The sequence below is a fragment of the Citrobacter sp. Cf125 genome, assembly GCF_030333935.1.
Lineage (GTDB): Bacteria > Pseudomonadota > Gammaproteobacteria > Enterobacterales > Enterobacteriaceae > Citrobacter > Citrobacter freundii.
In genome coordinates, this window is sequence record NZ_JAOWEY010000023.1 from 24,811 (window position 1) to 50,746 (window position 25,936).

General features: G+C 53.5%; 6 protein-coding genes and 1 other RNA gene. All 7 read left to right on the forward strand.

From position 1 onward, the window contains the following. The first annotated feature begins 472 nt into the window (after positions 1-472). The 7 genes from OGV89_RS10675 to OGV89_RS10705 all read left to right on the forward strand — a co-directional run bounded on the left by OGV89_RS10675 (position 473) and on the right by OGV89_RS10705 (position 25,854). On the forward strand, positions 473-11,701 hold the full coding sequence (locus OGV89_RS10675) for a BapA/Bap/LapF family large adhesin (RefSeq protein ID WP_032937969.1): 11,229 nt from the start codon (positions 473-475) through the stop codon (positions 11,699-11,701). Between the two features lie 100 nt (positions 11,702-11,801). Further along, entirely contained in the window at positions 11,802-13,211 is a 1,410-nt protein-coding gene (locus OGV89_RS10680; RefSeq protein ID WP_003845860.1) for a TolC family outer membrane protein, read from the forward strand. Further along, positions 13,208-15,394 carry a type I secretion system permease/ATPase gene (locus OGV89_RS10685; protein WP_286558617.1) on the forward strand — a complete coding sequence of 729 codons (2,187 nt, stop codon included), beginning with the start codon at positions 13,208-13,210 and terminating at the stop codon, positions 15,392-15,394. Before OGV89_RS10680 ends, OGV89_RS10685 begins: the two co-directional genes overlap by 4 nt. 7 nt (positions 15,395-15,401) lie before the next feature. Further along, entirely contained in the window at positions 15,402-16,565 is a 1,164-nt protein-coding gene (locus tag OGV89_RS10690) for a beta-barrel domain-containing protein (protein WP_085951585.1), read from the forward strand. Positions 16,566-16,637: 72 nt separating this feature from the next. Then, positions 16,638-17,001, forward strand: a transfer-messenger RNA (tmRNA) gene (gene ssrA, locus OGV89_RS10695). Positions 17,002-17,522: 521 nt separating this feature from the next. Continuing rightward, positions 17,523-21,065 carry an inverse autotransporter beta domain-containing protein gene (locus OGV89_RS10700; RefSeq protein ID WP_286558619.1) on the forward strand — a complete coding sequence of 1,181 codons (3,543 nt, stop codon included), beginning with the start codon at positions 17,523-17,525 and terminating at the stop codon, positions 21,063-21,065. Positions 21,066-21,498: 433 nt separating this feature from the next. Further along, a complete protein-coding gene (locus OGV89_RS10705; RefSeq protein ID WP_046670423.1) occupies positions 21,499-25,854 on the forward strand; it encodes an autotransporter outer membrane beta-barrel domain-containing protein in 4,356 nt (1,451 codons plus the stop codon). Positions 25,855-25,936 lie beyond the last annotated feature (82 nt).

Genomic DNA, 25,936 nt, shown 5'->3' on the forward strand with positions numbered 1-25,936 from the left:
TTCAGGTATGAAATAAACTCCCATGGCATTACCGTAGCGACCCATAGTCTAATAAAATAAAACTTCAAGACCATATTGCCTATATTTAGGTTTATTTTATAACACTATTATTACTGTTGTTTATTATATCCCCCTCATTTCAATTTAAATAAAAAACATTAAAATACAATAAGTTAACCAAAAACAAACCATTAAATACGCACCGGAAAGTATCCTTTTCAATTAGCCAAATATATTTTTAATATGGATAAGTTGCAGAATACTTTCTTTCTGACTATATCATCTAATACGAAAGAACTATTCAGTCGGCAGGTCCCGAACGTATTTACTAAGTAAACGAACATCTGCATGACCTAATCAATGTAATTACATGTGTAAATTCATCTTTATGATGAACGGGGCCCCTGTCTGCTCATTTTCCCAGCGCGCTGTTGCGGATTAATACTCCCGACATGCCATCAGGAGTGAACATATGCGTCTACTCGCCGTTGTATCAAAATTAACTGGCGTTTCCACAAATGTTGAATCCTCTGAAGTTACGCTCAGTTCGCCTTCTATCGTGAAACTGTCGGTGTCGCGTGAGGAGGTAAGTCAACTAACACGCGTTAATCAGGATCTGGTTGTCACACTCCGCTCGGGTGAAACCATCACCATTAAAAACTTCTACGTCGGAAAAGGTGATGCGCAAAACCAGCTTGTTCTGGAAGACAGCAATGGCGCGCTGTGGTGGGTTCAGGATACTGATGAAGCGTTCCACTTCCAGCATTTAGACGATCTCACTCCGCTAATGACTGCCGAGGGAAGCCATGAAGGCGGCGCCGTCTGGCCGTGGGTTCTTGGCGGGATCGCGGTTGCTGGCGGAATTGGCCTTGCCGCAGGTGGCGGCGGCGGAGGTGGCGGCGGCGGCGGTGGCGGTGGCGGTGGCGGTGGGAGCGATAACAACGCCGGAAGCGGTAATGGCAACGGTAACGGTAACGGCGATGGTGGTGGAAACGGTAATGGCGATGGCGATGGTGGCGATCCGCCAACGACAACACCTAACGCACCAGATGTGCCGGTTATTACCAGTGTAATCGATGACCAGGAGCTAATTACTGGTCCTGTTAATCAGCAGGAATCCACCAACGATAATACGCCCACTCTCCAGGGTACCGGCCCCGCAAATGCTACATTGCATATTTTTGATAACGGCGTAGAAATCGGCCAGGTCGCTATCGATGCCAACGGCAACTGGTCGTTTACGCCATCCTCTCCACTCGCAGACGGTACCCACAAGTTTACCGTCAGTGCATCAGACGGTACAGGCAGCAGCGGCATGTCAGACAGTTGGGAGATTATTGTCGATACGCTTGTCCCCGACGCCCCTGTGGTCACAGAAGTAACTGACGATTCCGGTTCCATTAAAGGCTTGATCGGTAATAACGGCGTAACCGACGATGCCACGCCAACGCTCACAGGCACTGGCGAAGCCGGTTCTTACATCAGCATTTCTGATAACGGCATTCTGATTGGTATGGTCCAGGTGGATGACAATGGCAACTGGACATTTACACCGGACACACCGCTTAGCGACGGTGTTCACAATCTGACGCTGACGCAAACTGACGATGCGGGTAACGTGAGCGCGGAAACGAGCGTACCTACATTCACCGTCGATACTACCCCGCCTGAAGGCGCGGTCATTTCCTCCGTTAATCCGGAAGGCACCGAGGTAACCGGTAGTGCAGAGGTAGGAAGCCAGGTCATTATCATCGGTAGTAATAATCAGATTTTGGGTTCAACCACGGTCGGCCAAACCGGCAATTTCGTCATCGCGATTTCACCTTCACAGACGCACGGTGAAGCGCTAATCGCGAAGATTCAGGACCAGGCTGGTAACATCGGGCCAGATACCCCATTCAATGCGACGAACTCGGGCTATCCTGGCGTACCGGTTATCGTCAGCGTGATGGATGACTTCTCCCCATCAACCGGGCCATTGAGCAACAATCAGGCCACCAACGATAATACCCCCACGCTCTCTGGCACTGCCGATGCCAACAGCACGGTGACTATTTACGACAACGGCACAATTATCGACAGCGTACTGGCTGACGGTAACGGTAACTGGACATGGACTTCCAGCTCCCCGTTATCAGATGAGCTACACGCCTTCACCGCCACCGCGACAAACCAGTCAGGTACAGGAGGCATGTCACCAGCGTTCAATATCAACATCGACACCCAGCCACCGTTGCCACCTGATGATCTCAACGTATCTGCGGATGGGACTGTCGTCACCGGAACGACCGAGCCAGGCAATACCGTAGTTATCACCGGCAGTGGCGGAACTCAGATCGGCAGCGGCGTCGCCGGGCCGGATGGCACATTTACCATCACCATTAACCCACCACAGACCAATGGCGAAACCATTACCGCTATCGCCACCGATCCAGCTGGGAACCTAAGCCCACCAGAAACTGCGCTTGCACCAGACATTACCGCGCCACAACCCCCAACAAACCTGCTAGTTAATGGCACTGGCGACCAGGTCACCGGCAAGGCCGAACCCAACAGTACGGTCAATATTCTGGATCCAGATGGCAATATCATTGGTACGGTAACTGCCGATACGGATGGGGATTTCACCGCAACTCTGGTTCCGCCACAAACCAACGGCGAGACCCTTACGGCAAATGCGACCGACACCGCAGGCAACAAGGGCGACGACGCCTCTGTCAACGCACCGGACACCACCGCACCTGATGCGCCGACAGGCGTCACAGTTGCAGGAAATGGTGGCGCGGTTAGCGGTCACGCCGAAGCCGGAAGTACCGTCACCGTCAAAGACAGCAACGGGGCTCCTATTGGCGTGGGTCAGGCTGACAGCGGCGGCAATTTCACCGTCCAGATCACCCCGTCGAAAATCAACAATGAAACAGTAAACGTCACCGCAACGGACAGCACTGGTAACGAAAGCCTGCCAACTTCGGCTGTTGCCCCGGATCTCACCGCGCCAAACCAACCCGTTATCATTGCCGTTACTGATGACGTCGCCGATATCACAGGCTCCATCAATAACAATGGTTTAACCAACGACGATAAACCGAAAATTGAGGGCAAAGCTGAGGCCGGCTCTCAGGTCAAAATTTACGATAACGGAACTCTGCTTACGACCATTACCGCTGATATCAACGGTAACTGGAACTATACGCCCACCTCGGCATTGGGCCAGGGGGCACACGTATTTACAGTGACGGCAACCGATGCCGCTAATAACACCAGCACTGCCGCCAGTTGGAAAATCATTGTCGATAGCATCGCGCCGACAGTGCCAGTCATAACGCTGGTTAACGCTGATGTTGGCAGCAGCGCCGGTAACGTCACGAGCAATGCCTGGATTACCAACGACAACACGCCAACCCTCTCAGGTACCGGTGAGCCGGGCTCGCTCGTGAGCCTGTACGATGGCAGTCTGCTGATGACGGTGATGCTTATCGACAGCTCGGGGACCTGGAGCTATACCGTTCCAACCAATCTGGCGCTCAACGATCGCATCCACCAGTTTACGGTATCAGCAACAGATGCAGCCGGTAACGTCATTACCTCGCCCATCGTAGTCAGTGTTACCGTGGATACCCAAGCACCTGGGACCCCCGTGATTTTGACCGCAACCGACGACGTCGGGAATGCACCAACCGATCTGCCCACCGGTAGCCGTTCAAACGATACCTTGCCGCTGCTGAAGGGGACTGGGACCGTCGACTCCACCATCACTATCTATGATGGCGCCACACTTATTGGAACCGCAACGGTCGTGTCCGGGGGCGCCTGGAGTTTCCAGGTCACTCAACCGCTGAGTGAAGGTCCACATGCGCTGTCGGCTATCGCAACAGATGCAGCGGGTAACGCCAGCAATGCCGGAAATTTCACGCTGACCATTGATACCACCCCACCCGCCGCCCCTGTCATCTCATCGGCGGAAGGCCTGGTTGGCAGCAGCACACAAACGCTGATTAACGGTGGCAGCACGAAAAGCGCCGAACCCACACTGTCGGGAACCGGTGAACCGGGTGCGACTATTACTATTTATGATAACAGCGCCCCGATTGGCAGCGCCCTCGTACAGCCAAATGGGACCTGGACATTTATCCCAGACACTCCGCTTCTGGATGGCCCGCACAAATTCACCGCCACGGCGACTGACGTAGCAGGCAACGTGGGGATCCCATCCGCTGGCTTTACGCTGACGGTGGATAATCTACCACCAGTGAAACCCGAACCACCAACCATCACTGACGACGCCAATCCGATCACGGGGATCGTCACTAACGGTATCACCAATGACACCACGCCAACCTTTAGCGGTACAGGGAACGTTGGGGATTTGATTACCGTTTATCTGAACAGCACTCCCCCTTTGCAGGGAACAGCAACAGTAGGTGCAGACGGAACCTGGAGCTTTACTCCATCAGCACCGGTTTCCCCTGGTACTTACCAGATAACCCTTACCGCAACCGATCCGGCTGGCAACGTCAGCCAGCCGTCGAATGCCATAACACTGAACATCGACACGACGCCGTCTGCACCTCCGGTGATTATCGCCGCCAATGATAACGTCGGTGGCTCGGTAGGCGATCTCTTGCCCAATGCCGTGACCGATGACGCCACGCCAACCATTCGCGGTACTGGCACTGACGGGGATATCATCACCCTGTATAACAGCGGTGTAGTGATCGGTACGGCAACGGTGGCTGGCGGCACCTGGAGTATTACGCCCGGGACTGCGCTGGCAAACGGCAACTACACGCTGACCGCTACCGCAACCGATGCGGCAGGTAACATCAGCGGCAGCTCAAACAGCATTTCGTTTACGGTGAACACCACCCCGCTCACAGCGCCACTCGTGACGAATATCGAAGATAACGTCGGCGTGATTACCGGCTCGCTCACCAGCGGTAGCGTCACGGACGATACCACCCCAACCATTAGCGGGACGGGTACGCCGGGCAGTACGGTGTTAATTTATGACGGTGGCATTCCCATCGCGATAACCACCGTGGGCGCGAATGGCTCCTGGAGCATAGATGTTCCCCTCACGCCCAACATGATTCATACGCTGACTTTCGGCGCACAAGATGCTGCCGGTAATGTGCTGCCGGCAGGAAATCCTGTCACGTTGATTGTTGATACGCTACCTCCTGCAATGCCTATCGTTACCAGCGTTGATCCGAACGGTACGCTGGTTAGCGGTACAGCCGATGCTGGTAGTACCGTGATTATTCGCAGCGGTAGCACCATTCTCGGCCAGGGGGTGGCAGACGGTTCAGGTATCTTCTCTGTCACCATTTCACCAGCGCAGACGGCGGGTGAATCATTGAATGCGATCGCTCAGGATCCAGCGGGTAACCAAAGCGGAGAAACACCGTTTACCGCTGCTACCTCCAGCGTTCCACACCCGCCAACTCTTGAGATCGTGGATGACGTAGCCCCCGGCATGGGCGAAATCGGCAGCGGAAAAACCACCAACGACACTTTACCGCGGTTGCAAGGAACCGCCACGGCTGGGGCTACAGTGACTATCTATCAAAATGGCGCGTCTATCGCCACGGTCACCGCCGATGCGGTTTCCGGCGCCTGGAGTTATCAGTTGCTCACCCCGCTAACTAACGGCACAACCTATAACTTCGCAGTGTCACAAACCGTCAACTTAATACCCAGCGGGCAGTCACCCAATTATGCCATTACCATCGACACCACCGCGCCGCTGGCACCGCTCATCACCAGCATTATCGATGACGTTTCACCCGGCAGTGGACCGCTGGATAAAGGACAAATTACCAATGACTCACGCCCGACCTTAAACGGAACCGGCGAAGCAGGAGCAACCATCACCCTCTACGATAACGGTATCGCTTATGCCACAACCACGGTAAACAGCAACGGATTCTGGAGCTTTACCCCGACAGACGCGCTGGGAGAAGGCAATCACCTCTTTACCGCTCGCGCAACCGATGCTGCTGGCAACCAAGGCGATGCCTCCGCTGATTTTCTGATCATTGTTGATACTTTAATTCCGAATGCCCCCTCCATTGTCACAGTCACAGACAACGTTGGCACCATTCAAAACCTGACGTCCGGACAGTCAACTAACGATAATACCCCAACGCTCACGGGCGTTACCGAGGCAGATTCAATTGTCACCATCCGTGATGGCAACACAGTGATTGGCACAACCACCAGCGACGCCAGCGGTAACTGGAGCTTTACGCCAGCCCCTGCGCTCAGTGAAGGCAGCCACTCGCTGACAGCCACCGTCACGGATGGTGCGGGCAACATCAGCCCGGCAGCGCCACCGTTCGTCGTAGTTGTCGATACGCTGGCGCCCGCCGCGCCAAGTATTACCTCGGTCATCGACGATCAGCCGGGAAGCACGCTGTTGACCAACGGCCAACTGACCAATGATGCCCAACCAACACTAAGTGGCACGACCGAAGCTAATGCTATTGTCACCATTCGTAGTAACGGAACGATCATTGGCACCGCAAATGCCGATGGCTCCGGTAGCTGGAGCTTCACCCCAACAAACGCGCTGGCGCAGGGGGAAAATATCTTTACGGTGACCGCAACGGATGCGGCGGGCAACACCAGCGGAGCTTCTGCCTCGTTCACCGTTTTGGTCGATTCAGTTGCCCCGTCTGCACCAGTAATTCTGACCGTTCAGGACAATACCGCGCCGACAACCGGGCCAATCTCCAACGGGCAAATCAGTAACGAAAGTCGCCCGGCGCTCAGCGGTACCGGTGAAGTTGGCGCGACCATTACCGTCCTGAACGATGGTCAGCCCATTGGCACCACCATCGTCGGCGCAGGCGGAACCTGGAATTTTACGCCCTCAACGGCATTGGGTAACGGCCTGCATACTCTGACCGTCACGGCGACAGATAGCGCAGGCAATACCAGTCTGCCTTCAGGCGGCTTTACCTACACCGTCGACACACAAGCACCGGCAGCACCAGTGATTACTCAGGTTGCAGATGATGTCGGCCCGCTGACCGGAAATCTGAACAACGGCCAGGCGACAAACGATGCGCGCCCTACCCTCAGCGGCACGGCAGAGGCCAATTCAACGGTTAAAATTTACGACAACGGCACGCTGATCGATACCGTTTCGGCAGACGGGGGCGGTGCATGGATTTTCACGCCGGGAACAGCGCTGAGCAACGGTAACCACGCGCTGACGGTGACAGCAACCGACGCAGCCGGAAACGTTAGCCCAACGTCCGCTGGGTTTAACATCGTTGTTGATACTGTTGCCCCGCTTGCGCCAACGATTATCCAGGCTTTTGATGACGTGGTGCCGGGATCCGGAACGCTGTCGAACGGCGCTTACACCAATGATACTCGTCCCGTACTGAACGGTTCGGCGGAAGCCGGTGCCCGGGTAGCCATCTACGATAATGGCACGCTGCTGGCGACGGTGACAGCGGCAATAGATGGCACCTGGGAATATCTGCCTGCCACACTGGGCAACGGCCAGCATGTCTTTACCGCCATTGCCACGGATGCCGCCGGGAACGTTAGCCCCACCTCAAGCGAATTTATTATCAACGTTGACACGATCGCGCCGTCAGCGCCGCTCCTGACCTCGGTGGTGGATGACGTCGCAGGCGGTGTGTTCAACGCGGGGCTTAGCAACGGGCAACTGACTAACGATGCCCGACCAACGCTCAACGGTACCGCCGAAGCGGGCAGCACTGTCAGCATCTATGACGGCAGCACCCTGCTGGGCACGGCGCTGGTACAAAGTAATAACAGCTGGACGTTTACCCCAACCACACCGCTGGCGAATGGATCGCACACCTTCACCGTCACCGCTACCGATGCGGCGGGCAACACCAGCGGCGCAACGGCAGGCTTTAGCGTAGTGGTCGACACCACGGCACCAACGCAGCCTTCAATCAGCAGCATTATTGACGATGTTGGGCCAAACATAGGGGCGATTGGCAATAATCAGCCAACCAACGACGCACGCCCAACGTTAAACGGCACCACGGAAGCCAACGCTCGGGTCGATATTTATGATAACGGCACCTTTGTAACCAGCGTAACGGCGGACGGCAGCGGCAGTTGGAATTACACGCCACCTACGGCGTTGGGTCAGGGGACGCATTCCTTCACCATCACAGCAACAGACACCGCAGGTAATACCAGCGGGCTATCATCTGCCTCCGCAATTGTGGTCGATACCGTCGCACCGGGTACTCCAACCGGTCTGGCGGTCAACGCCAACGGCACCATGCTGACCGGCGTTGCCGAAGCGAACAGTACGATAATCATCACCTCCAGCAGCGGAACCGTACTTGGTACCGCAACCGCCAACACCTCCGGTAATTTCACCTTCACGCTGAGCCCACCGCAAATCAGTGGGCAAACGCTGCTGGTCAGCGCACAGGATGCCGCAGGCAACATCGGCACAGCGGGTAACGTGCTGGCACCGTTTACTGGTGTACCGCCTGCGCCGGTTATTGCCAGCGTATTTGACGACGTGGGCACAATTACAGGTCTGGTCGCGGCAGGTAAAACCACCAATGATACCCGTCCAGCCCTTAGCGGAACGGCGCAGGCTAACGCCATCATCAATCTGTACAACAACGGCGTACTCATGGGTAGTACGACCGCAGATAGTAACGGCCTCTGGAACTTTACCCCATCCGGCGCGCTCAGCGAAGGTAACCACGCGTTTACCGCCACGGCAACAAACGCCAACGGCGTAAGCGGGGTGTCCGGTTCGTTCAGCGTGATTGTGGATACCACGCCGCCGACCGCGCCAACGATACTGATCAGCGCCGATGGCGGTACCATCAGCGGCGTCGCCGAAGCGGGAAGCACGGTTACCATCTCTCTTCCGGGCGGCACCAGCGTGACGGCAATCGCCAACAGCAGCGGTGTCTACAGCGTCAACCTGCCGGTTCGCCAGATTGAGGGTCAGTCGCTGTCCGCCACGGCGACCGATGCGGCGGGAAATACCTCATTGCCAACAAGCGCTATCGCGCCGGTATTGCCGCTGCTGGCTGAAGACAATGTCACCAGTCTGCCTCTACAAACCGATGTCACCGTCAGCACCGAGCATCAAAGCGATTATGGTTTCCTGTTGGTCAATGCGCTGGGAAATGTCGCCAACGTGCTGGGGAACGATACAGCAAGCGTCAATTTCAGCATCGCTTCTGGCGGCAGCGGATCCATTACAATCAATGCCGCAGCGACCGGCGTGGTGCTGTCGCTATTAAACACGCTTGAAGTCGTCATCCAGCGCTTCGACACCGCGCTGAATGCCTGGGTAACGGTGGTGGATACCGGGAAACCAGACTTTGCCAGCCTGCTCACCCTGGGCGCCTCGGGCGTAACGCTCAATTACAGCGGACTGACTGGCGGGGATTACCGCGTAGTCAGCTACAACACCAACCTACTGGCGACAGGGGCATACACCAGCCTTGATGTCTCGGTGGTAAAAGCCAGCGCAGGGACCATCACCGGTGGTACTACCGAGTCTGGCAATATCATCACCGATACCGATCCCGCCAACGGGCAGGATAACGCCCCTTCCGGCACGCTGGTCACCACCATCACTGACGGTAACGGCAACGTGGTGAACATCCCGGTGAGCGGCATTGATGTGCAGGGAAAATACGGCACCCTGCATATCAATCAGAATGGTAGCTACACCTATACTCTGACCAATACGTCAATCTCAGTGTATGGACGTTCCGAAAGCTTTACCTACACGCTAACGCATGGCAGCGATCACTCCTCGGCAAAACTGGTGGTCACGCTGGGTCAGGCCCCAACCACCAGCACGGTAACGGCGGCAGACGATGTGGCTGCGCTGACTTACGGGACGCAGGTCATCGCAGTCGACAACCATCCATCACAACAAACCGGCTTCACGCTCGCCAGCGTTGGTTTGGGACAATTGTTGGATGTCAGCCTGGTCAACGGTTTGACCAACCCGATTAAATTCAACGTTGATGACGGCGCGACACGAACGATCACGGTTCAGGCCAACGTACTTGGCGTAACGCTGGGCGGCTTTGATCTCTATGTCTACCGCTTCAACGAGTCTATTCAGCAGTATGAGCAGTACCGGGTACAGCCGAACTGGGTCACCGCCCTGCTGGGCGGCAGCTCACCGGCGTATACCATTACACTGCCGGGCGGTGACTATCTGTTCCTGCTTAACGCTTCCGGCGGCCTGACGCTGCTGACCAGCTATACCCTGAATATTCAGGCCGATCACACCTACGCAGTCGACAGTCTGAGTGCAGCTACCAATGGAAATCTGCTGGCCAACGACTCGGCTCCGGCTAATACCGTTATCACCGAAGTTAACGGTGTCACCGTTAACACAACAGGCACTACCACCATTAACGGACAGTACGGCACACTGACTATTGATGCGAAAGGGAACTATACCTACACGCTGAGAAGCGGACTGGGCGCAGACGGTATCAATACGCCGGACAGCTTTGTGTATAAGGTCAAAGCACCAAACGGCGATACCGGCAGCGCGTCGCTGAACATTACGGCAACCCCACAGGCGCTGGATGCCGTAAACGACATCAGCAGCCAGATGGCGGTCACCACCCAGGCCGATACATCCAGGTCGTTTACCGACAACAGCGTTGGGAACGCCAGTTGGAGCGCCCAACTCCTTTCACCCACCTCACAAAATGGTACTGGCGTCATTGAAGTCGCGACGGGAACGGCGGTGCAAAACGCCATACTGCATTTTAACGTCGCTTCAGGTCTGACGCTGGGCGGACTGACCGTCACCTGGGCGCTGTATGACAGCAACAACGTCAAGATTGCCGGTAACTCATTCAATGGCGGATTGCTGATTGGCGGCAATATTGATATTGCCCTCAGCGGGGTAGTACTGCACCCCGGCAACTATCGCCTCGACTATACCGGCAGCGTCGGGGCTCTGGGGCTGGGGAATATCACCATCACCCCCAGCGTGAAAGGCACGATAATCGACCTGCAAAACTTCGAGACTTCCACAGCGAATAGCGTCACCGGCAATATTTATGACGGAGACCATATTGCCAGCGTGCATACCTTGCTAACGGTGAATGGCACGGGCGGCAGCGCCGCCACGCTGGATCCGCTGAGCAGCACGACCAGCGCCATCATTAACGGGTTGTACGGCAAACTGACCATTGGCATTGATGGTCATTACACCTATGCCCTCAACAGCGATGTCTCGCTCTCCACCATCGTCACCAAAGAGACATTTACCTACACCCTTAACGACCTGAATGGCCATACCGATACCGCTACGCTGACCATCAATATGAATCCGCAAGTGGTGAGTACCGTCGATGCCGATCGCCTGACTGGCAGCGCCTACGGCGATACGCTGATTTATCACCTGCTCAATGCCAACGACGCTACCGGCGGTAACGGAACAGCGGACACCTGGACCAACTTCTCGCTGGCCCAGGGTGACAAAATCGATATCGGTGACCTGCTGGTGGGCTGGAACGGGCAGAACGCGACGCTCGGTAACTACCTCACCGTTACCACCAGCGGTAACAACACGGTTATTGCCATCGACCGTGACGGTACGGGCAACACTTATCACTCAACCAATCTCATCACGCTGGAGAACGTACACACCACGCTCGACGAGCTGGTGCAACAAAATCACATTGTGCCCTGAAGTGAACATATAGCGTTAAAGCGCCATAACTACAGCCCCGGATGCGATGACATCCGGGGCAATAACAGTCGTCGCTGCCGTATTTTGTAAGGGATAATCTATGAGAAATGTCGCGCCTGTTGCCTTACTGCTGGCATTAACGCTCTGTACCCTGCGGGTGAATGCCGAAGATGAACCGCAAATTATTACGCCGGAAGGACTGGCCACTAGCCAGATGCTTCCCTCGCTGGACGGCGCGGTTGCCGATCTGCCGCTAAGTGCCGCCGCTCCCGGTAGCCTGACGCTCAACGACGCGGTGAGTCGTGCCGTGAGCTGGCATCCTTCTATTCGTGAATCCATCGGCAAACTGCTCTCGCAAAACGAGCAAATCGACGTGGCGAAGTCAAAATATTACCCGCAGGTTTCTGCCGGAATGAACAACGGTTACAGCAATACCTACACCGACCACGGCTTCAGCCCGGCGCTGGTGATTTCGGTATCGCAAATGCTGTACGACTTCGGCAAAGTGGCAAGCCAGGTCCGCGCCGAGACCGCCGGAGCCGCACAACAGCAGGCGAATGTGTTACTCAGTATTGATACCATCGCCCACGCCACCGCCAACGCGATAGTCCAGGTGCAGACGTGGCAGCAAATGGTGGACGCCGCCGAAGAGCAGCTCACCGCCTTAAACGGCATTGGTCGACTGACCCGTCAACGCAATGATGAAGGGGCAACCTCGCTGTCAGACGTGGTGCAAACCGATGCGCGTATCGAGTCTGCACGTTCTCAGTTGGCGCAGTATCAGGCCAATCTCGACAGCAGCAAGGCAACGCTGATGAGCTTCCTCGGCTGGAACTCGCTTAACGGCATCAGTAATGAATTCCCGGTCAAACTGGACAGCAGTTGTGATGTGGTCAAACCGGACGATAAACTGGTTCCCGCGGTCCTGGCGGCCTGGGCGCAGGCGAATGTGGCGCAGGCAAATCTCGACTACGCCAACGCGCAGATGACGCCCACCATCTCTCTGGAACCGTCGGTTCAGCACTATCTCAACGACAAATACCCCAGCCATGAGGTACTCGACAAAACCCAGTATTCTGCATGGGTAAAAGTTGAGATGCCGCTGTATCAGGGGGGCGGACTCACCGCCAGACGCAACGCCGCCAGCCATGCGGTAGAATCTGCACAATACTCCATCCAGCGCACCCGACTCGAAGTACGGCAGAAATTACTGGAGTCCCGCAGCCAGGCGATGAGCCTCGCCACCGCCCTGCAAATTCTACGTCGCCAACAACGGCTGAGCGAACAAACGCGCGAGCTTTATCAACAGCAATATCTGGACCTTGGCTCGCGCCCGCTGCTCGACGTGCTTAACGCCGAGCAAGAGGTGTATCAGGCCCGTTTTGCTGAACTCCAGACTCAAAACCAGCTGCGCCAGCTCCAGTTGAACTGTCTCTATAACACCGGCTCGCTTCGTCAGGCGTTCGCCTTAAATAATCGCAGCATTCAATCGGTGGAGATCAAGCTATGAGCGACCTCGATTCACATGCGGATGATGTAATTGGCGAACACGCCCTGAGCCAGTGGGCGCAGGCGATGACGCATATTGCCAATCACTATCGCGTGGCCTGTTCTCCCGGCGCAATCCAGGCCAACGCCCCATGGTTTGCGGGAAGAAGCCGGGCCACGGCCCTGTCGCAACTGGCGCGTCAGGCGGGACTGTCATTTCATGCGCTGAATACCGCCGCGCAGGCGTTCGGTCAATGGCGCCTGCCGGTGGTGGCGGAATTGCGCGACGGCCAACTGATGGTGATAGAACATTTCAACGGCGAAGATACGTTAGATGTTTTCATCATCGCCGAAGAAGGCCAGCGTAACAGGTTAACGATTGCAGAACTTCTGCCGGAGATCGTGAGCATTACCGCGCTGCGCCCGCTGTCGGCGCTGAAGGACAGTCGGGTAGACCGCTATATTTCGCGCTTCAAGCCCGACTGGATGCGCGAACTGGTGTTAAAGGACATCCGCCCTTACCTGCCGGTCATGATTGCCGCCTTTCTGATTAACGTCCTGTCGCTCGCCGGGATTATCTTTTCCATGCAGGTCTATGACCGGGTGATCCCCGCCCAGTCTTATCCAACGCTGTATGTTCTCTCTACCGGTGTTCTGGTGGCGGTGCTGTTTGGCTTTTTGCTGCGCGAAGCGCGTACCCACATAATGGACCTGCTCGGCAAACGCGCCGATATGCGCATTTCCGATCGCGTGTTTAGCCACGCATTGCGGCTGCGCAACAGCGCCGTTCCCCGCTCGACGGGGAGCTTTATTTCTCAACTGCGCGAGCTGGAACAAGTTCGCGAGATGATCACCTCCTCAACCATGTCGACCATTGTCGATCTGCCGTTTTTCTTTCTGTTTATCGTGGTGCTGGCATTTATCGCCCCGCCGCTGGCGTGGATTGCCCCCGTCGCGGCCCTTCTGATGATCCTGCCTGGCTTGCTGTTACAGAAGAAGCTGGCGGTGCTCGCCAACCAGGCTGCCCATGAATCCACCCTGCGCAACGCGGTGCTGGTCGAAAGCGTTCAGGGGCTGGAAGACATCAAGCTGATGCAGGCGGAAAACCGCTTTTTACAGCAGTGGAACAGCTATATCCGTATTACCGGAGAGTCAGGGCTACGCACGCGTAAGCTGACTCAAGGGCTGATTGGCTGGGGCATGTCGGTACAAAGCCTGGTCTACGCCGCCATCATTATGTTTGGCGCGCCGATGGTCATTGAAGGCACGATGACCACCGGCGCCGTGGTGGCGGCTTCAATGCTCGGTTCCAGAATGATTGCCCCGATGGCTAATCTGTGCGGCGTGCTGGCCCGCTGGCAACAGGTTAAGGCGGCAAAGATGGGATTAGACAGCATCATGCAGCTTCCCACCGAAACGCAGTACGACGAAGACCGGGTGCATCAGGAGATTTTTCACGGCCATTATCTGTTTGAAAACGCACACTTTCGCTACCACAGCGACGATCAGCGCGTTCCACTGCGTATCTCGCGTCTGGAGATCATGCCCGGCGAACGGGTGGCGATCCTCGGGCGTAACGGCGCCGGGAAATCAACGCTGCTACAGGCCATGGCCGGCGGCGTGGAGATTATCCAGGGCGATGTCCGGCTCGATAACCTGAGTCTGGCGCAAATCGATATGGCCGATTTACGCCGCAACATCGGTTTTCTCAGCCAGAATGCGCGACTGTTTTTCGGCACCCTACGCGAGAACCTGACCCTCGGCGCACCGCACGCCAGCGACGCACAGATCTTCGAAGCGCTGGAGGTAAGCGGCGCGGCTGCTTTCGTTAAACAGCTCGCCAAAGGGCTGGCGCATCCCATTATGGAAGGCGGCAACGGTTTGTCCGGTGGACAACGGCAGTCGATCCTGCTGGCTAGAATGCTGCTGCGATCGCCCAATATCGTGCTGCTCGATGAACCCAGCGCCTCGCTGGATGAACATACCGAGCGGGAATTTATTCAGCGCCTCAACCAGTGGTTGGGTAACCGCACATTGATTGTCGCCACCCATCGCGTACCGGTTCTGGAACTGGTCGAACGCGTGGTGGTGTTGAAAGAGGGTCAACTGGTCATGGATGCCCCGAAAGCGCAGGCGTTGAATGCGAGCCGGGCACCTGCCCCTACTCACGGTCGGGAGTGGAAAAATGAAAACCAATCCGCATGATGCCGCTATGGACGACCTCGATATTCGCCGCGAGCACCGTTTTTCCGGGGCCAGCCGCATTATTCTGCTCAGCACGCTGCTGTTTGCCGTCCTGGGTATCTGGGCATATTTCGGCAAGCTGGATGAAGTCTCAACCGGCAGCGGGAAAGTGATCCCCAGCTCGCGAGAGCAAGTCTTGCAATCACTGGATGGCGGCATTCTCGCCGAACTGACGGTCCGCGAGGGAGATAAAGTGCAGGCCAATCAAATTGTAGCGCGCCTCGACCCTACTCGTTCAGAGTCCAACGTTGGGGAGAGCGCCGCCCGTTATCGCGCCTCACTGGCCTCCAGCGCAAGGCTCAATGCCGAAGTTAACGATTTGCCGCTGGTCTTTCCCGATTCACTGCGCGCCTGGCCGGATCTCATCGCCTCCGAAACTCGCCTGTATAAAAGCCGCCGCGCACAGCTTGCGGATTCAATGGCGGAACTGCAGGATGCGCTGGTCTCGGTAAATAAAGAGCTGGCCATCACCCAACGGCTGGAGAAAAGCGGTGCCGCCAGCCACGTAGAAGTGCTGCGCCTGCAACGCCAAAAAAGCGATCTGGGATTAAAAATCACCGACCTGCGCTCACAATATTTCGTGCAGGCGCGGGAAGCGCTGTCAAAAGCTAACGCCGAAGTGGATATGCTGGCGGCTATTTTAAAAGGACGCGAGGATTCCGTGACCCGCCTGACCGTACGCGCGCCGATGCGCGGTATTGTGAAAAATATCCAGGTCACCACCATTGGCGGCGTTATCCCGCCCAACGGCGAGATGATGGAGATTGTGCCGCTGGACGATCATCTGCTGATCGAAACCCGTCTGTCGCCGCGTGATATCGCGTTCATCCATCCCGGCCAGCGGGCGCTGGTGAAGATAACCGCCTATGACTACGCCATTTACGGCGGCCTGGAAGGCGTAGTCGAAACCATCTCACCGGACACCATTCAGGATAAAGTGAAACCGGAAATCTTCTATTACCGCGTGTTTATCCGCACCCATCAGGACTTCTTACAGAACAAACTGGGACGCCATTTCTCCATCGTACCGGGCATGATTGCCACAGTGGATATAAAAACAGGTGAAAAAACCATCGTCGACTATTTAATCAAACCGTTTAATCGCGCAAAAGAAGCGCTGCGTGAGCGCTAAATCCTTGAGGATTAGGGGTTGCGGGGGCTGGTCACGCGTGTCACAAGTCTGTTATACTTGATCTAACACATTGGGGCTGATTCTGGATTCGACGGGATTCGCGAAACCCAAGGTGCATGCCGAGGGGCGGTTGGCCTCGTAAAAAGCCGCAAAAAAATAGTCGCAAACGACGAAAACTACGCTTTAGCAGCTTAATAACCTGCTCTGAGCCCTCTCTCCCTAGCTTCCGCTCTTAAGACGGGGATCAAAGAGAGGTCAAACCCAAAAGAGATCGCGTGGAGGCCCTGCCTGGGGTTGAAGCGTTAAATCTAATCAGGCTAGTCTGGTAGTGGCGTGTCTGTCCGCAGGTGCCAGGCGAATGTAAAGACTGACTAAGCATGTAGTACCGAGGATGTAGGAATTTCGGACGCGGGTTCAACTCCCGCCAGCTCCACCAATCATGATTGGACAGTGCCAGGACAGCACTAACAAAAACAGGAAGTTAGCAGTCTCAGCAGGACACCGACCAGACGGTGAGGAGACAAAAAAAGATACGCAAAGGAGCCGCGGCTCCCGAGTGATAAAAAAGCCCGCTTAAGCGGGCTTTTTTTATGCTCTTTGACCCGTCCTGAATAGCGTTGGCACGTTCCAGACTTAAATCCGGAGAGCGTGATGATAGCTGAATACGAACAAGCAGATTAATTTCCTGATACCCCTTTTTATTTAACAGTGAACGACCATGGTTAAATAACACCCCTACAAACTTAAAATCGTCACGATAAAAAGAAACATATTTTTTAAATATATTCGTCATTTAAACATTCGACATAGTTAGCCCCCCACGCCACATAGTGTAAAAATATCCAGTTAACTTCTCCATGAACAACTCTTGAATTTTCCTACTAAATACATATATTACGCATCCCGTTCAGTACATAGAATAACCTTTGATTTTTTTAATTGATATTGGAGTTACGAATGTCAAATAAGAAAATTTCGCGGATCAATGGGGCAACAGGCCCCGTTAATAAGGTTGTCGCATGGTCAACAATCGCTTTGCAGGCCCTGTATCCTGCCCTTCTTAGCTTCACGCCAACCATTAGCCATGCGTCAGCCGTTAAGGCATCGCAGACCGCCGCAGAACAGCAAGAACTGCGCGGCCTGTCTTCTCTCGCCGCGCAAGCTGGCAGAAGTATTGAAAACGGCCATGCGGGCAGTTTTGCTGCCAATACCGTCTCAGCACAGGCAACGAAGGAGGTGGTAGAGTGGCTACAGAAGTACGGTAATGCGCGTATTCAACTCAACGTCGATGACGCTTTCTCGTTGAAAGATTCGTCGTTCGATTTCCTTTATCCGTGGATTGATACAAAGCAGCATGTTTTATTTAGCCAGACATCGCTTCACCGTACCGATGACAGAACCCAAACTAATATCGGTATGGGTTATCGCTACTTCACGGCGGATAATTCAATGCTGGGCACAAACTTATTTTATGACTACGATTTAAGTCGTCATCACGCACGTATGGGTGCAGGCGTTGAGTATTGGCGAGATTATTTACATGCAGGCGCAAATGCTTATTTAAGATTATCAAAATGGAAGGATTCCCACGATCTGGATGATTATCAGGAACGTCCGGCGGATGGATGGGATATCTATACCCAAGGTTGGTTGCCATCGTATCCGCAACTGGGCGCATCGCTTAAATATGAAAAGTATTACGGCAAGAATGTCGGCCTCTTTGGCAGCGATCATCTTCAGGAAAATCCGTACGCCTTTACAGGCGGGATCAGCTATACGCCGGTTCCGCTAGTTACGCTTTCCGCTGAACACAAGCAGGGGCAGAGCAATACTCATGATTCACGCTTCGGCGTAGAGATTAACTATCGCCCCGGCATCCCGCTGGCGAAGCAGTTAGACAGCGACAATGTTGCGTTGATGCGCGAAGTTCAGCACGGACGCTACGATTTTGTCGAACGAAATAACAATATTGTTCTGGAATACCGCAAAAAATCGGTTCTGAAAATCCGCCTGCCTGAAAGCGTGCAGGGGGAAGGTGGCGCCGTTGTTCCGGTGACGATTTCACTTGATAAATCCCACTGGGGCATTCAGTCGGTAGAGTGGAACGATAGCGCATTTGCCGCCGCTGGCGGGCGCATTTCCGGTAGCGGCACGTCATGGCAACTGACGTTACCCGCTTATACACCAGGCGGCACCAATCAGTGGCAGATCGGCGCAACGGCGCGAGATATTAAAGGAAACGTCTCTAACTATGCGGTGATGAGCGTGATGGTGACGGGGAATTCAGCCTCTGTCGGCACAATGGATTTTACATTGAACGACGAGCAGCAACCGATCATCGCGGCTGATGGGAAGTCACAGCATCCGGTTAAGCTGGTGCTTAAAGATACCAATGGCAATCCGTTAACAGGGCTTGCACATGACATTGAGTTGTCTTTGGCATTTACGCCTGACGCACAGAAAAATCGTGAGCGTTCGGCACAGGCTCCAAAGCTTGGTGAAGTGCAGGAAACCCGTTCCGGGGTGTATACCGCGATGCTGACGCCGGGTTTAACGGCGGGGACGGCACGCATAACTGCTAAAGTGCTGGGTAAAACAGAAACCCTGACAGTGACACTAAAAGCGGTTTCCGCCGAGTCGGCAAAATCGACATTCACGGTAATGCCCATGGAGCAGGTCGTTGGGCACCCGATTAACCTGGCGTTAGAAGCAAAAGATAAAGACGGGAATGCCATCACCGGCGACGACAGCTTACGTTTTTATGCTGTTTCAGCCAGCGGCGAGATCCGTTTTACTGCAGTAGAAGAGAAAGACGGCGTGTACAGCGCTAAGGCAACGTCTGAACTGGCTCAGGCGACACGCATTGGTGTGACGTCACAAAAACATGATTTCTCCGGGCTGGAAAAACAAGCCAACTGGATTGCAGACAAAACGCAGCCGGTGGTGCAGGCGTTTAACCTGACCAGAGACAATGCGCTGGCGGATGGCAAACAGAGTAATGTCGCGGTCGTTACCCTGACCGACCCTTATGGTAACGCGCTATCCGGATACACGGTCACCCTGGCGTTACCGTCACAGGTCAAGGTTGCGAATGGCGAGAACGTTGCCACCACCGATGCCAAAGGTGAAGCAAGATTCTCACTGACCAGTTCAACGCCGGGAACCTATGAGGTTACGCTGAACGCGGGGAACATCAGCTCATCGCTAAGCGTCACATTTGCCTCTGCAATGGAGGGGGCAACATTGTCTCTGACAGCCAAAGACAATGGCGCAATCACCAATATTGCAGCAAACGGTCGCGATGGTGCCACGCTTGAGATCATGCTCAACAATACCAACGCGTCGGTTGAAGGACAGAAAGTGGAGCTTATCGTAACGCCACAAGGGCTCGTGTACCCGGACAAAATCACCACCAATAAAGAGGGTTACGCGACGGTAACGTTAACAACGGTTAAGGCGGGTCATTACACCGTTAATGCCAGGGTTACAGATGGGCAGCACAGCGTTGAGTCCTCAAGCGTTGACCTGGAATTCGTACCTGATATTAACAGCGCAGTGCTGAATTTGGCGGCACCTGCTGAGAGCATCGTGGCAAACGCATCAGCTACGCATGAAATTCAGGTACAGGTTGTCGACGGTGAGAACAACCCATTTAGTGGCGACGTGCACCTGACCAGCACCCCTGCCAGTGGATTAAAACTGGGCCAGTCAGAACTGACATTGGATGAGAAAGGAATGGCATCAACAACCTTTGTTGCCACAGAAGCCGGGCACTATCAATTGCAGGCAACCTTTATCAAAGAGGGTAAACGCGTTACGGCTGGTAAGGCGATTGAGGTGGTATCAGATCTGCAAAATGCAGCGTTGACGATCGAACCGTCAACCACATCCGCCGTAGTGAGTGATGTGGATAACGTGGCGTTTACCCTGCATCTGAGCGATACATCGGGGAACAACGTCAGCAACCGTAAGCTGAAGATTACGGCCACAGGCCCATCGCCACGCGATCCTCTGGTGATTGATAATACGCTTGTCACCACCAATGCTTCCGGTACTGCGACCATAAATGTCCACGGTCAAAAGGCGGGTCGTTACACGCTGACCGCCACATTGGCTGAACACGGTAGCAACGTCTCGGCAAATGCTTCGCTGATGCTGAATGCTGATGCCCAGAATCCAGTACTCACTCTGGAGCAGGATTTTGGCTACGTCGTTGCCAACCTTGAGCCGGTGGGCTTTATGGCCCGATTGCGGGATAAATTTGGCAATCCGCTAAACGGCAGTGTCGAATTTAGCGCAGGCAGCAGAGCCAAACCCGACAGCGGAACCTTTACGATGACACCGGATAAAACCAACTTTAAGTTAGGAAATGCCTACTCTGAACTGAGAACGGATACTGCTGGTGAAAGTTGGGTGAAAGTGAAGGCAACGACGGGAGATAAAACGTTGGAAAAAGAACTCACCGTCTGGGTAGTTGAGAATCATCAACCGAATTCCTGATCGGGATATAAACAGGAGATAGCCGCAGCATGGCGGCTATCTCCCTTTCTATATATTGTCCACACGTCTTCTACCCACTAAGACTCAGAACTGTAATAGGTATAGCAAAGCTAAGTTCACTCTCGACGATTCCCCCTCCCCCATTGATTTTAAAACAAGCAGCAATATAATAAAGGGGCTGGAAATATCGGCAAAGCCTCAGGTAAAATATTTTAAGACTTATGGCTACATTATCAAAATTAATTTATCACGTGACAAACTACGCAGGGAGACTTGAATCAAGTATCCAGTACTGATGTTTACACCACATTAATGACACATGACATATATCATCAATTCGGAGATCTGCATTTTCACTCTCAAAAATGTGGCCCGATAAATACCTTACCCCAAAAGTGTTAAATTTTTATTATGATTATTTTGCGGAGAGTTTATGAACAAAATATATCAAATAAAATGGAGTAAAGTCCGTAATTGCTGGTGTGTGTGCTCCGAACTGGGAAGGAAGAACACGAAAAAAAAGTCCAGGGCGTTATTAGCCGGTGCTGTAGCGCTATGTTCATCAATGGCCTTTGCTAATGATATTGATGTCAGCACAGATAACACCGTTGATTTTGGCGAAAAAAACCAGTCTATTAATTACCATATCAATGTAAAAGATAATGCTAACCTGGTAATCAATGCGCCGGACTCTCGCCCCCGCCTGACCTTCACATCAGGTGGTGGGCTGGATATTACCCAAGGAACTGTGCGTATCAATGGTGAGCTAAACGTTCTGCTGAGAGGTACGGGTTACCTAAACGTGTCCAATGCAGGCAGCGAACTCTATGCTGACGACTTATATGACAGCGCATCAGACAACTGGCGAACTGGTGGTTATTTTAACGTGTCTGATGGCGGTAAGATTCATGTTAAAGGGACCAGTCGTCTTACCTATGAAAGGGGAAACATTAGCGGCGAAGGTAGCCAGGTAAATACACAAACATTCTTTATGGGTGTTTTCAAGAGTTACGGTGGCGATCAATTCCTGTCGGTTAATAACAAGGGTGAAATTAACGCCAGTGAGAAATTAAGCCTGGGGTATTATAATCAAGATTCAAATACTACGCTGGTGGTATCTGACATGGGGAAAATATCTGCCCCAGAAATTAGTTTGAGTACAAACTCAGAATTAGCATTAGGCGCTCAAGAAGGTGAGAAAGCTAAATCTGCAGGGGTTATTGACGCTAAGAAAATAGAGTTTGTCTGGGCTAGCACGGACAATAAAAAAATAACATTAAACCACACCAGTGATAACGCCAATATAACAGCTGATATATCAAGCGGCAGTGAGGGGCTGGGCAATATCAATGCGCTAAATGGCACAACGTTTTTATCTGGTGATAACTCAAAATTTAGCGGCAACGTAAAAATTGCCAGGAATGCCACCCTTGGGGTTACGCAGAACCTGGGAACCGCTGATATTAGCAATAGCGGCAAACTCTTACTGAACGCCCAGGACAACATGGCGTTTACCAATAAGGTTGCGGGGAACGGCATTATCTCCGTCGGCGCCGGAAATGTGGCGTTATTAGGTGATAACACCGCCTTTAAAGGAAAGATCAATGTTGAATCGGGTGCCGTTGCAACCGTGTCCGATCAGAAAAACCTGGGCTCTGCCGGGTTATCCGTTGACGGGAAACTGCAGCTCAATAGCACCAGCGACTGGTTATTTAGCCACCAGATTTCTGGGTCTGGCATCCTGGGGGTCGATACGGGAAATCACGCTTTCTCTTTTAAAAATAGCACAGCGACCTCTGGGTTCACTGGTGATCTGGCATTACAAAATACGACATTCAACCTGCAGGGAACCAACACCGATGCTCTTGCAAAAGCAGGGCTGATTGCAGGAAAAGGGAGTGAAATTTCACTGGGCACAGGCACACAGTCCATCGGAAGTCTGGCCTTTTCTGGCGGTACCATTGAGTTTGGTAACATTACCCCCGGCATACACCAAACCGACAAAATGGTGAATGTTAAAGACCGGTTAGACCTGACAGGGTCTGGTGCTGTGCAGGTGAATCCTGTGGGCGTAGTGGACGCCATATCTCAAGGTATTGATACCGGTCTCTCCTTAATGGAGCAGGAAGACGCCAATGCGGAAATTAAACTGGTTTCCACCAATTCAGCAACCGTTGTAACAGGAGATGCCGGAAACCTGCAACTGCAGGATCTGAACGGTAACGCGATAACAGACGCTGTTCAGCATGACATCAGCCAGGACGGGCAGGTTGTAGCAAAGGGAACATACGACTATCGCCTGACCAGCGGGCAAAACCATGACGGCCTTTATGTGGGCTACGGTCTGACGCAGATTGAACTACAAGGACAGGGTCAGAATGCACTGATCCTGAACGCCAACGGAAAAGTCGGGGCGGCTGCGGAATTGAGTTCCCGCCTGACCGGCTCCGGGGATCTGGCGCTCGACAGCCAGAAAGGCCACACAGTTTCACTATCTGGTTTGAATAATGATTACACCGGTCTGACCGATTTGCGCAGCGGTAATCTACTGATGCTCAATGATAATGTCCTGGGCCATACAGCAGGTCTGCAGATGGCAGAAGAGACCGTTTTGGATATGAATGGGCATAGCCAGACGATTGGGCAGCTAACCAGCGCAGCGGGATCAGTTCTGAATATTAATGGCGGTAGCCTGACGATTTCTAACGGCGGAACATCCGCGGGGGCATTGGTCGGCAGCGGTAATCTGAATATAGATAACGGTGTCTTTAGCGTGAAGGGCTCTAATGCGTCCTTAAGCGCAACAACGGCCATCGCTTCCGGCGCAGAGGTCACTCTGGATAATGTTCAGGGATTGGGGACCGGGAAGATTATTGCCGATGGTCATCTCAACCTCAATGCCGTTGAGGGACACTTGTCCAACAACCTTAGCGGTAAGGGTGAAGTTTCATTCAGCGAATCTAACGTCGCTCTTAAGGGGGATAACAGTGGATTTAGCGGCCAGCTTAACCTGGATAAAAACACACAATTAGTGGCGTCAGCCGCCGAACATCTGGGGGAGGCGACGATTCACAATCAGGGTGACGTGATCCTTAACAGCATGGATGACTGGACCATGCAAAACCAGGTAGATGGCAGCGGTAATATCATCAAGCAAGGCCAGGGCACTGTCACTCTGACTGCGAATTCCACCTATACCGGCACCACGGATATTCAACAAGGGGGGCTGATGCTGGGTCAGGAGGATGCGCCTGTTACTTTAGCGAGCCAGCAGGTCAATATATCTTCTGCCGGTATGCTTTCAGGCGCGGGAACGGTACTAGGCAGTATCCATAATGCCGGACTGTTTGTTGCCGGAAATGGAGCATCAGGCCACTTTACTGTTGGCGGAGATCTCACCAATCAGGGTGCGATATCTTTGGGGAATATTGGACAGTCCGCCGGCAACCAGCTGATTGTTGAAGGAAATTACCACGGCAACAATGGTCATATTAATTTTGATACGGTTCTGGGGGACGATCGTTCGGCCACCGATAAGCTTATTGTAAAAGGTGATACTACTGGCAATACTCAAGTAAGTGTCACCAATGCAGGAGGCCAGGGCTCACAAACTCTGGAGGGGATTGAGCTTATTCATGTTGATGGCCGTTCTGATGGTGATTTTGCTCAGAGCGGGCGTATCACTGCGGGTGCGTATGATTATTCATTGGTTCGAGGTCAGGGGGCTAACAATAATCACTGGTATCTGACCAGTCAGTTGATTAAGCCTGAAAATCCCGAAAAACCGGTTTCGCCCACAGAGCATATGCTTCGCCCGGAAGGAGGAACCTATACCGCGAACCATGCTGCAGTAAACACCATGTTCAACATGCAGCTACACGATCGCTCGGGCAAAGCTCAGTACACAGATGTGTCAACCGGAGAGATGAAAACCACCGGTATGTGGATGCGTCAGGCAGGTAGCCACCAAAGTTGGTATGACGGTAGCAGCCAGTTGCGTACTCAAAGTAATCGCTATGTGATGCAGCTCGGCAGCGATATCGCGCAGGGCTCAACCAACGGGCATGATAGCTGGCGTCTCGGGATCATGGCCGGATATGGTCATGACAATAATCAGACCCGCTCATCAGCAACGGGTTACACCTCGCGAGGCAGCGTCAATGGCTACAGCACTGGCCTTTATGCCACGTGGTTTGCCGATAACACTGATCATAAAGGCCTGTACTTCGACGGTTGGGCACAATATGGATGGTTTGATAACCATGTCAAAGGTGAAGGACTGGCTTCTGAGTCCTATAAATCCAAAGGTCTGACGGCATCTGTTGAAACGGGGTATACCTTTAAAGTTGGCGAATTCTCTGGCAGCAAAGGAACCGTTAATGAGTGGTATGTTCAACCGCAGGCGCAGGTTACCTGGATGGGGGTCAAATCAGATGACCATCGGGAAGCTAACGGAACGCGTATCGAGATGAATGGTAACGGTAATATTCAAACCCGTCTTGGAGCCAGAGCCTATCTGAAAAGCTTTAATAAAATGGATGAGGGCAAAGGCCGCGAATTCCAGCCATTTATTGAAGCTAACTGGCTCCATAATACACGCAGTTTTAGCACAAAAATGGACGACGTTAGCGTCAGCCAGGAAGGTGCACGCAATCTGGGAGAGATTAAACTGGGTGTCGAAGGCCAGATTACGCCAGATTTAAATCTGTGGGGTAATGTGGGCGTCCAGATGGGAGACAACGGTTACAACAACAGCGCGGCAACGTTAGGACTGAAATATCATTTCTAATCAGCCCGCAACAAAAGATAGTCGGGGTGTTTTCGACAGCACCCTGGCTACTGCCATAACCCCAAATATATCGACGCTTGCA

What these genes read in the sequence shown, in the direction of transcription:
- OGV89_RS10675 (WP_032937969.1), top strand. Translation starts at nt 473, where the DNA reads ATGCGTCTACTCGCCGTTGTATCAAAATTAACTGGCGTTTCCACAAAT.
- OGV89_RS10680 (WP_003845860.1), top strand. Translation starts at nt 11,802, where the DNA reads ATGAGAAATGTCGCGCCTGTTGCCTTACTGCTGGCATTAACGCTCTGT.
- OGV89_RS10685 (WP_286558617.1), top strand. Translation starts at nt 13,208, where the DNA reads ATGAGCGACCTCGATTCACATGCGGATGATGTAATTGGCGAACACGCC.
- OGV89_RS10690 (WP_085951585.1), top strand. Translation starts at nt 15,402, where the DNA reads ATGGACGACCTCGATATTCGCCGCGAGCACCGTTTTTCCGGGGCCAGC.
- OGV89_RS10700 (WP_286558619.1), top strand. Translation starts at nt 17,523, where the DNA reads ATGTCAAATAAGAAAATTTCGCGGATCAATGGGGCAACAGGCCCCGTT.
- OGV89_RS10705 (WP_046670423.1), top strand. Translation starts at nt 21,499, where the DNA reads ATGAACAAAATATATCAAATAAAATGGAGTAAAGTCCGTAATTGCTGG.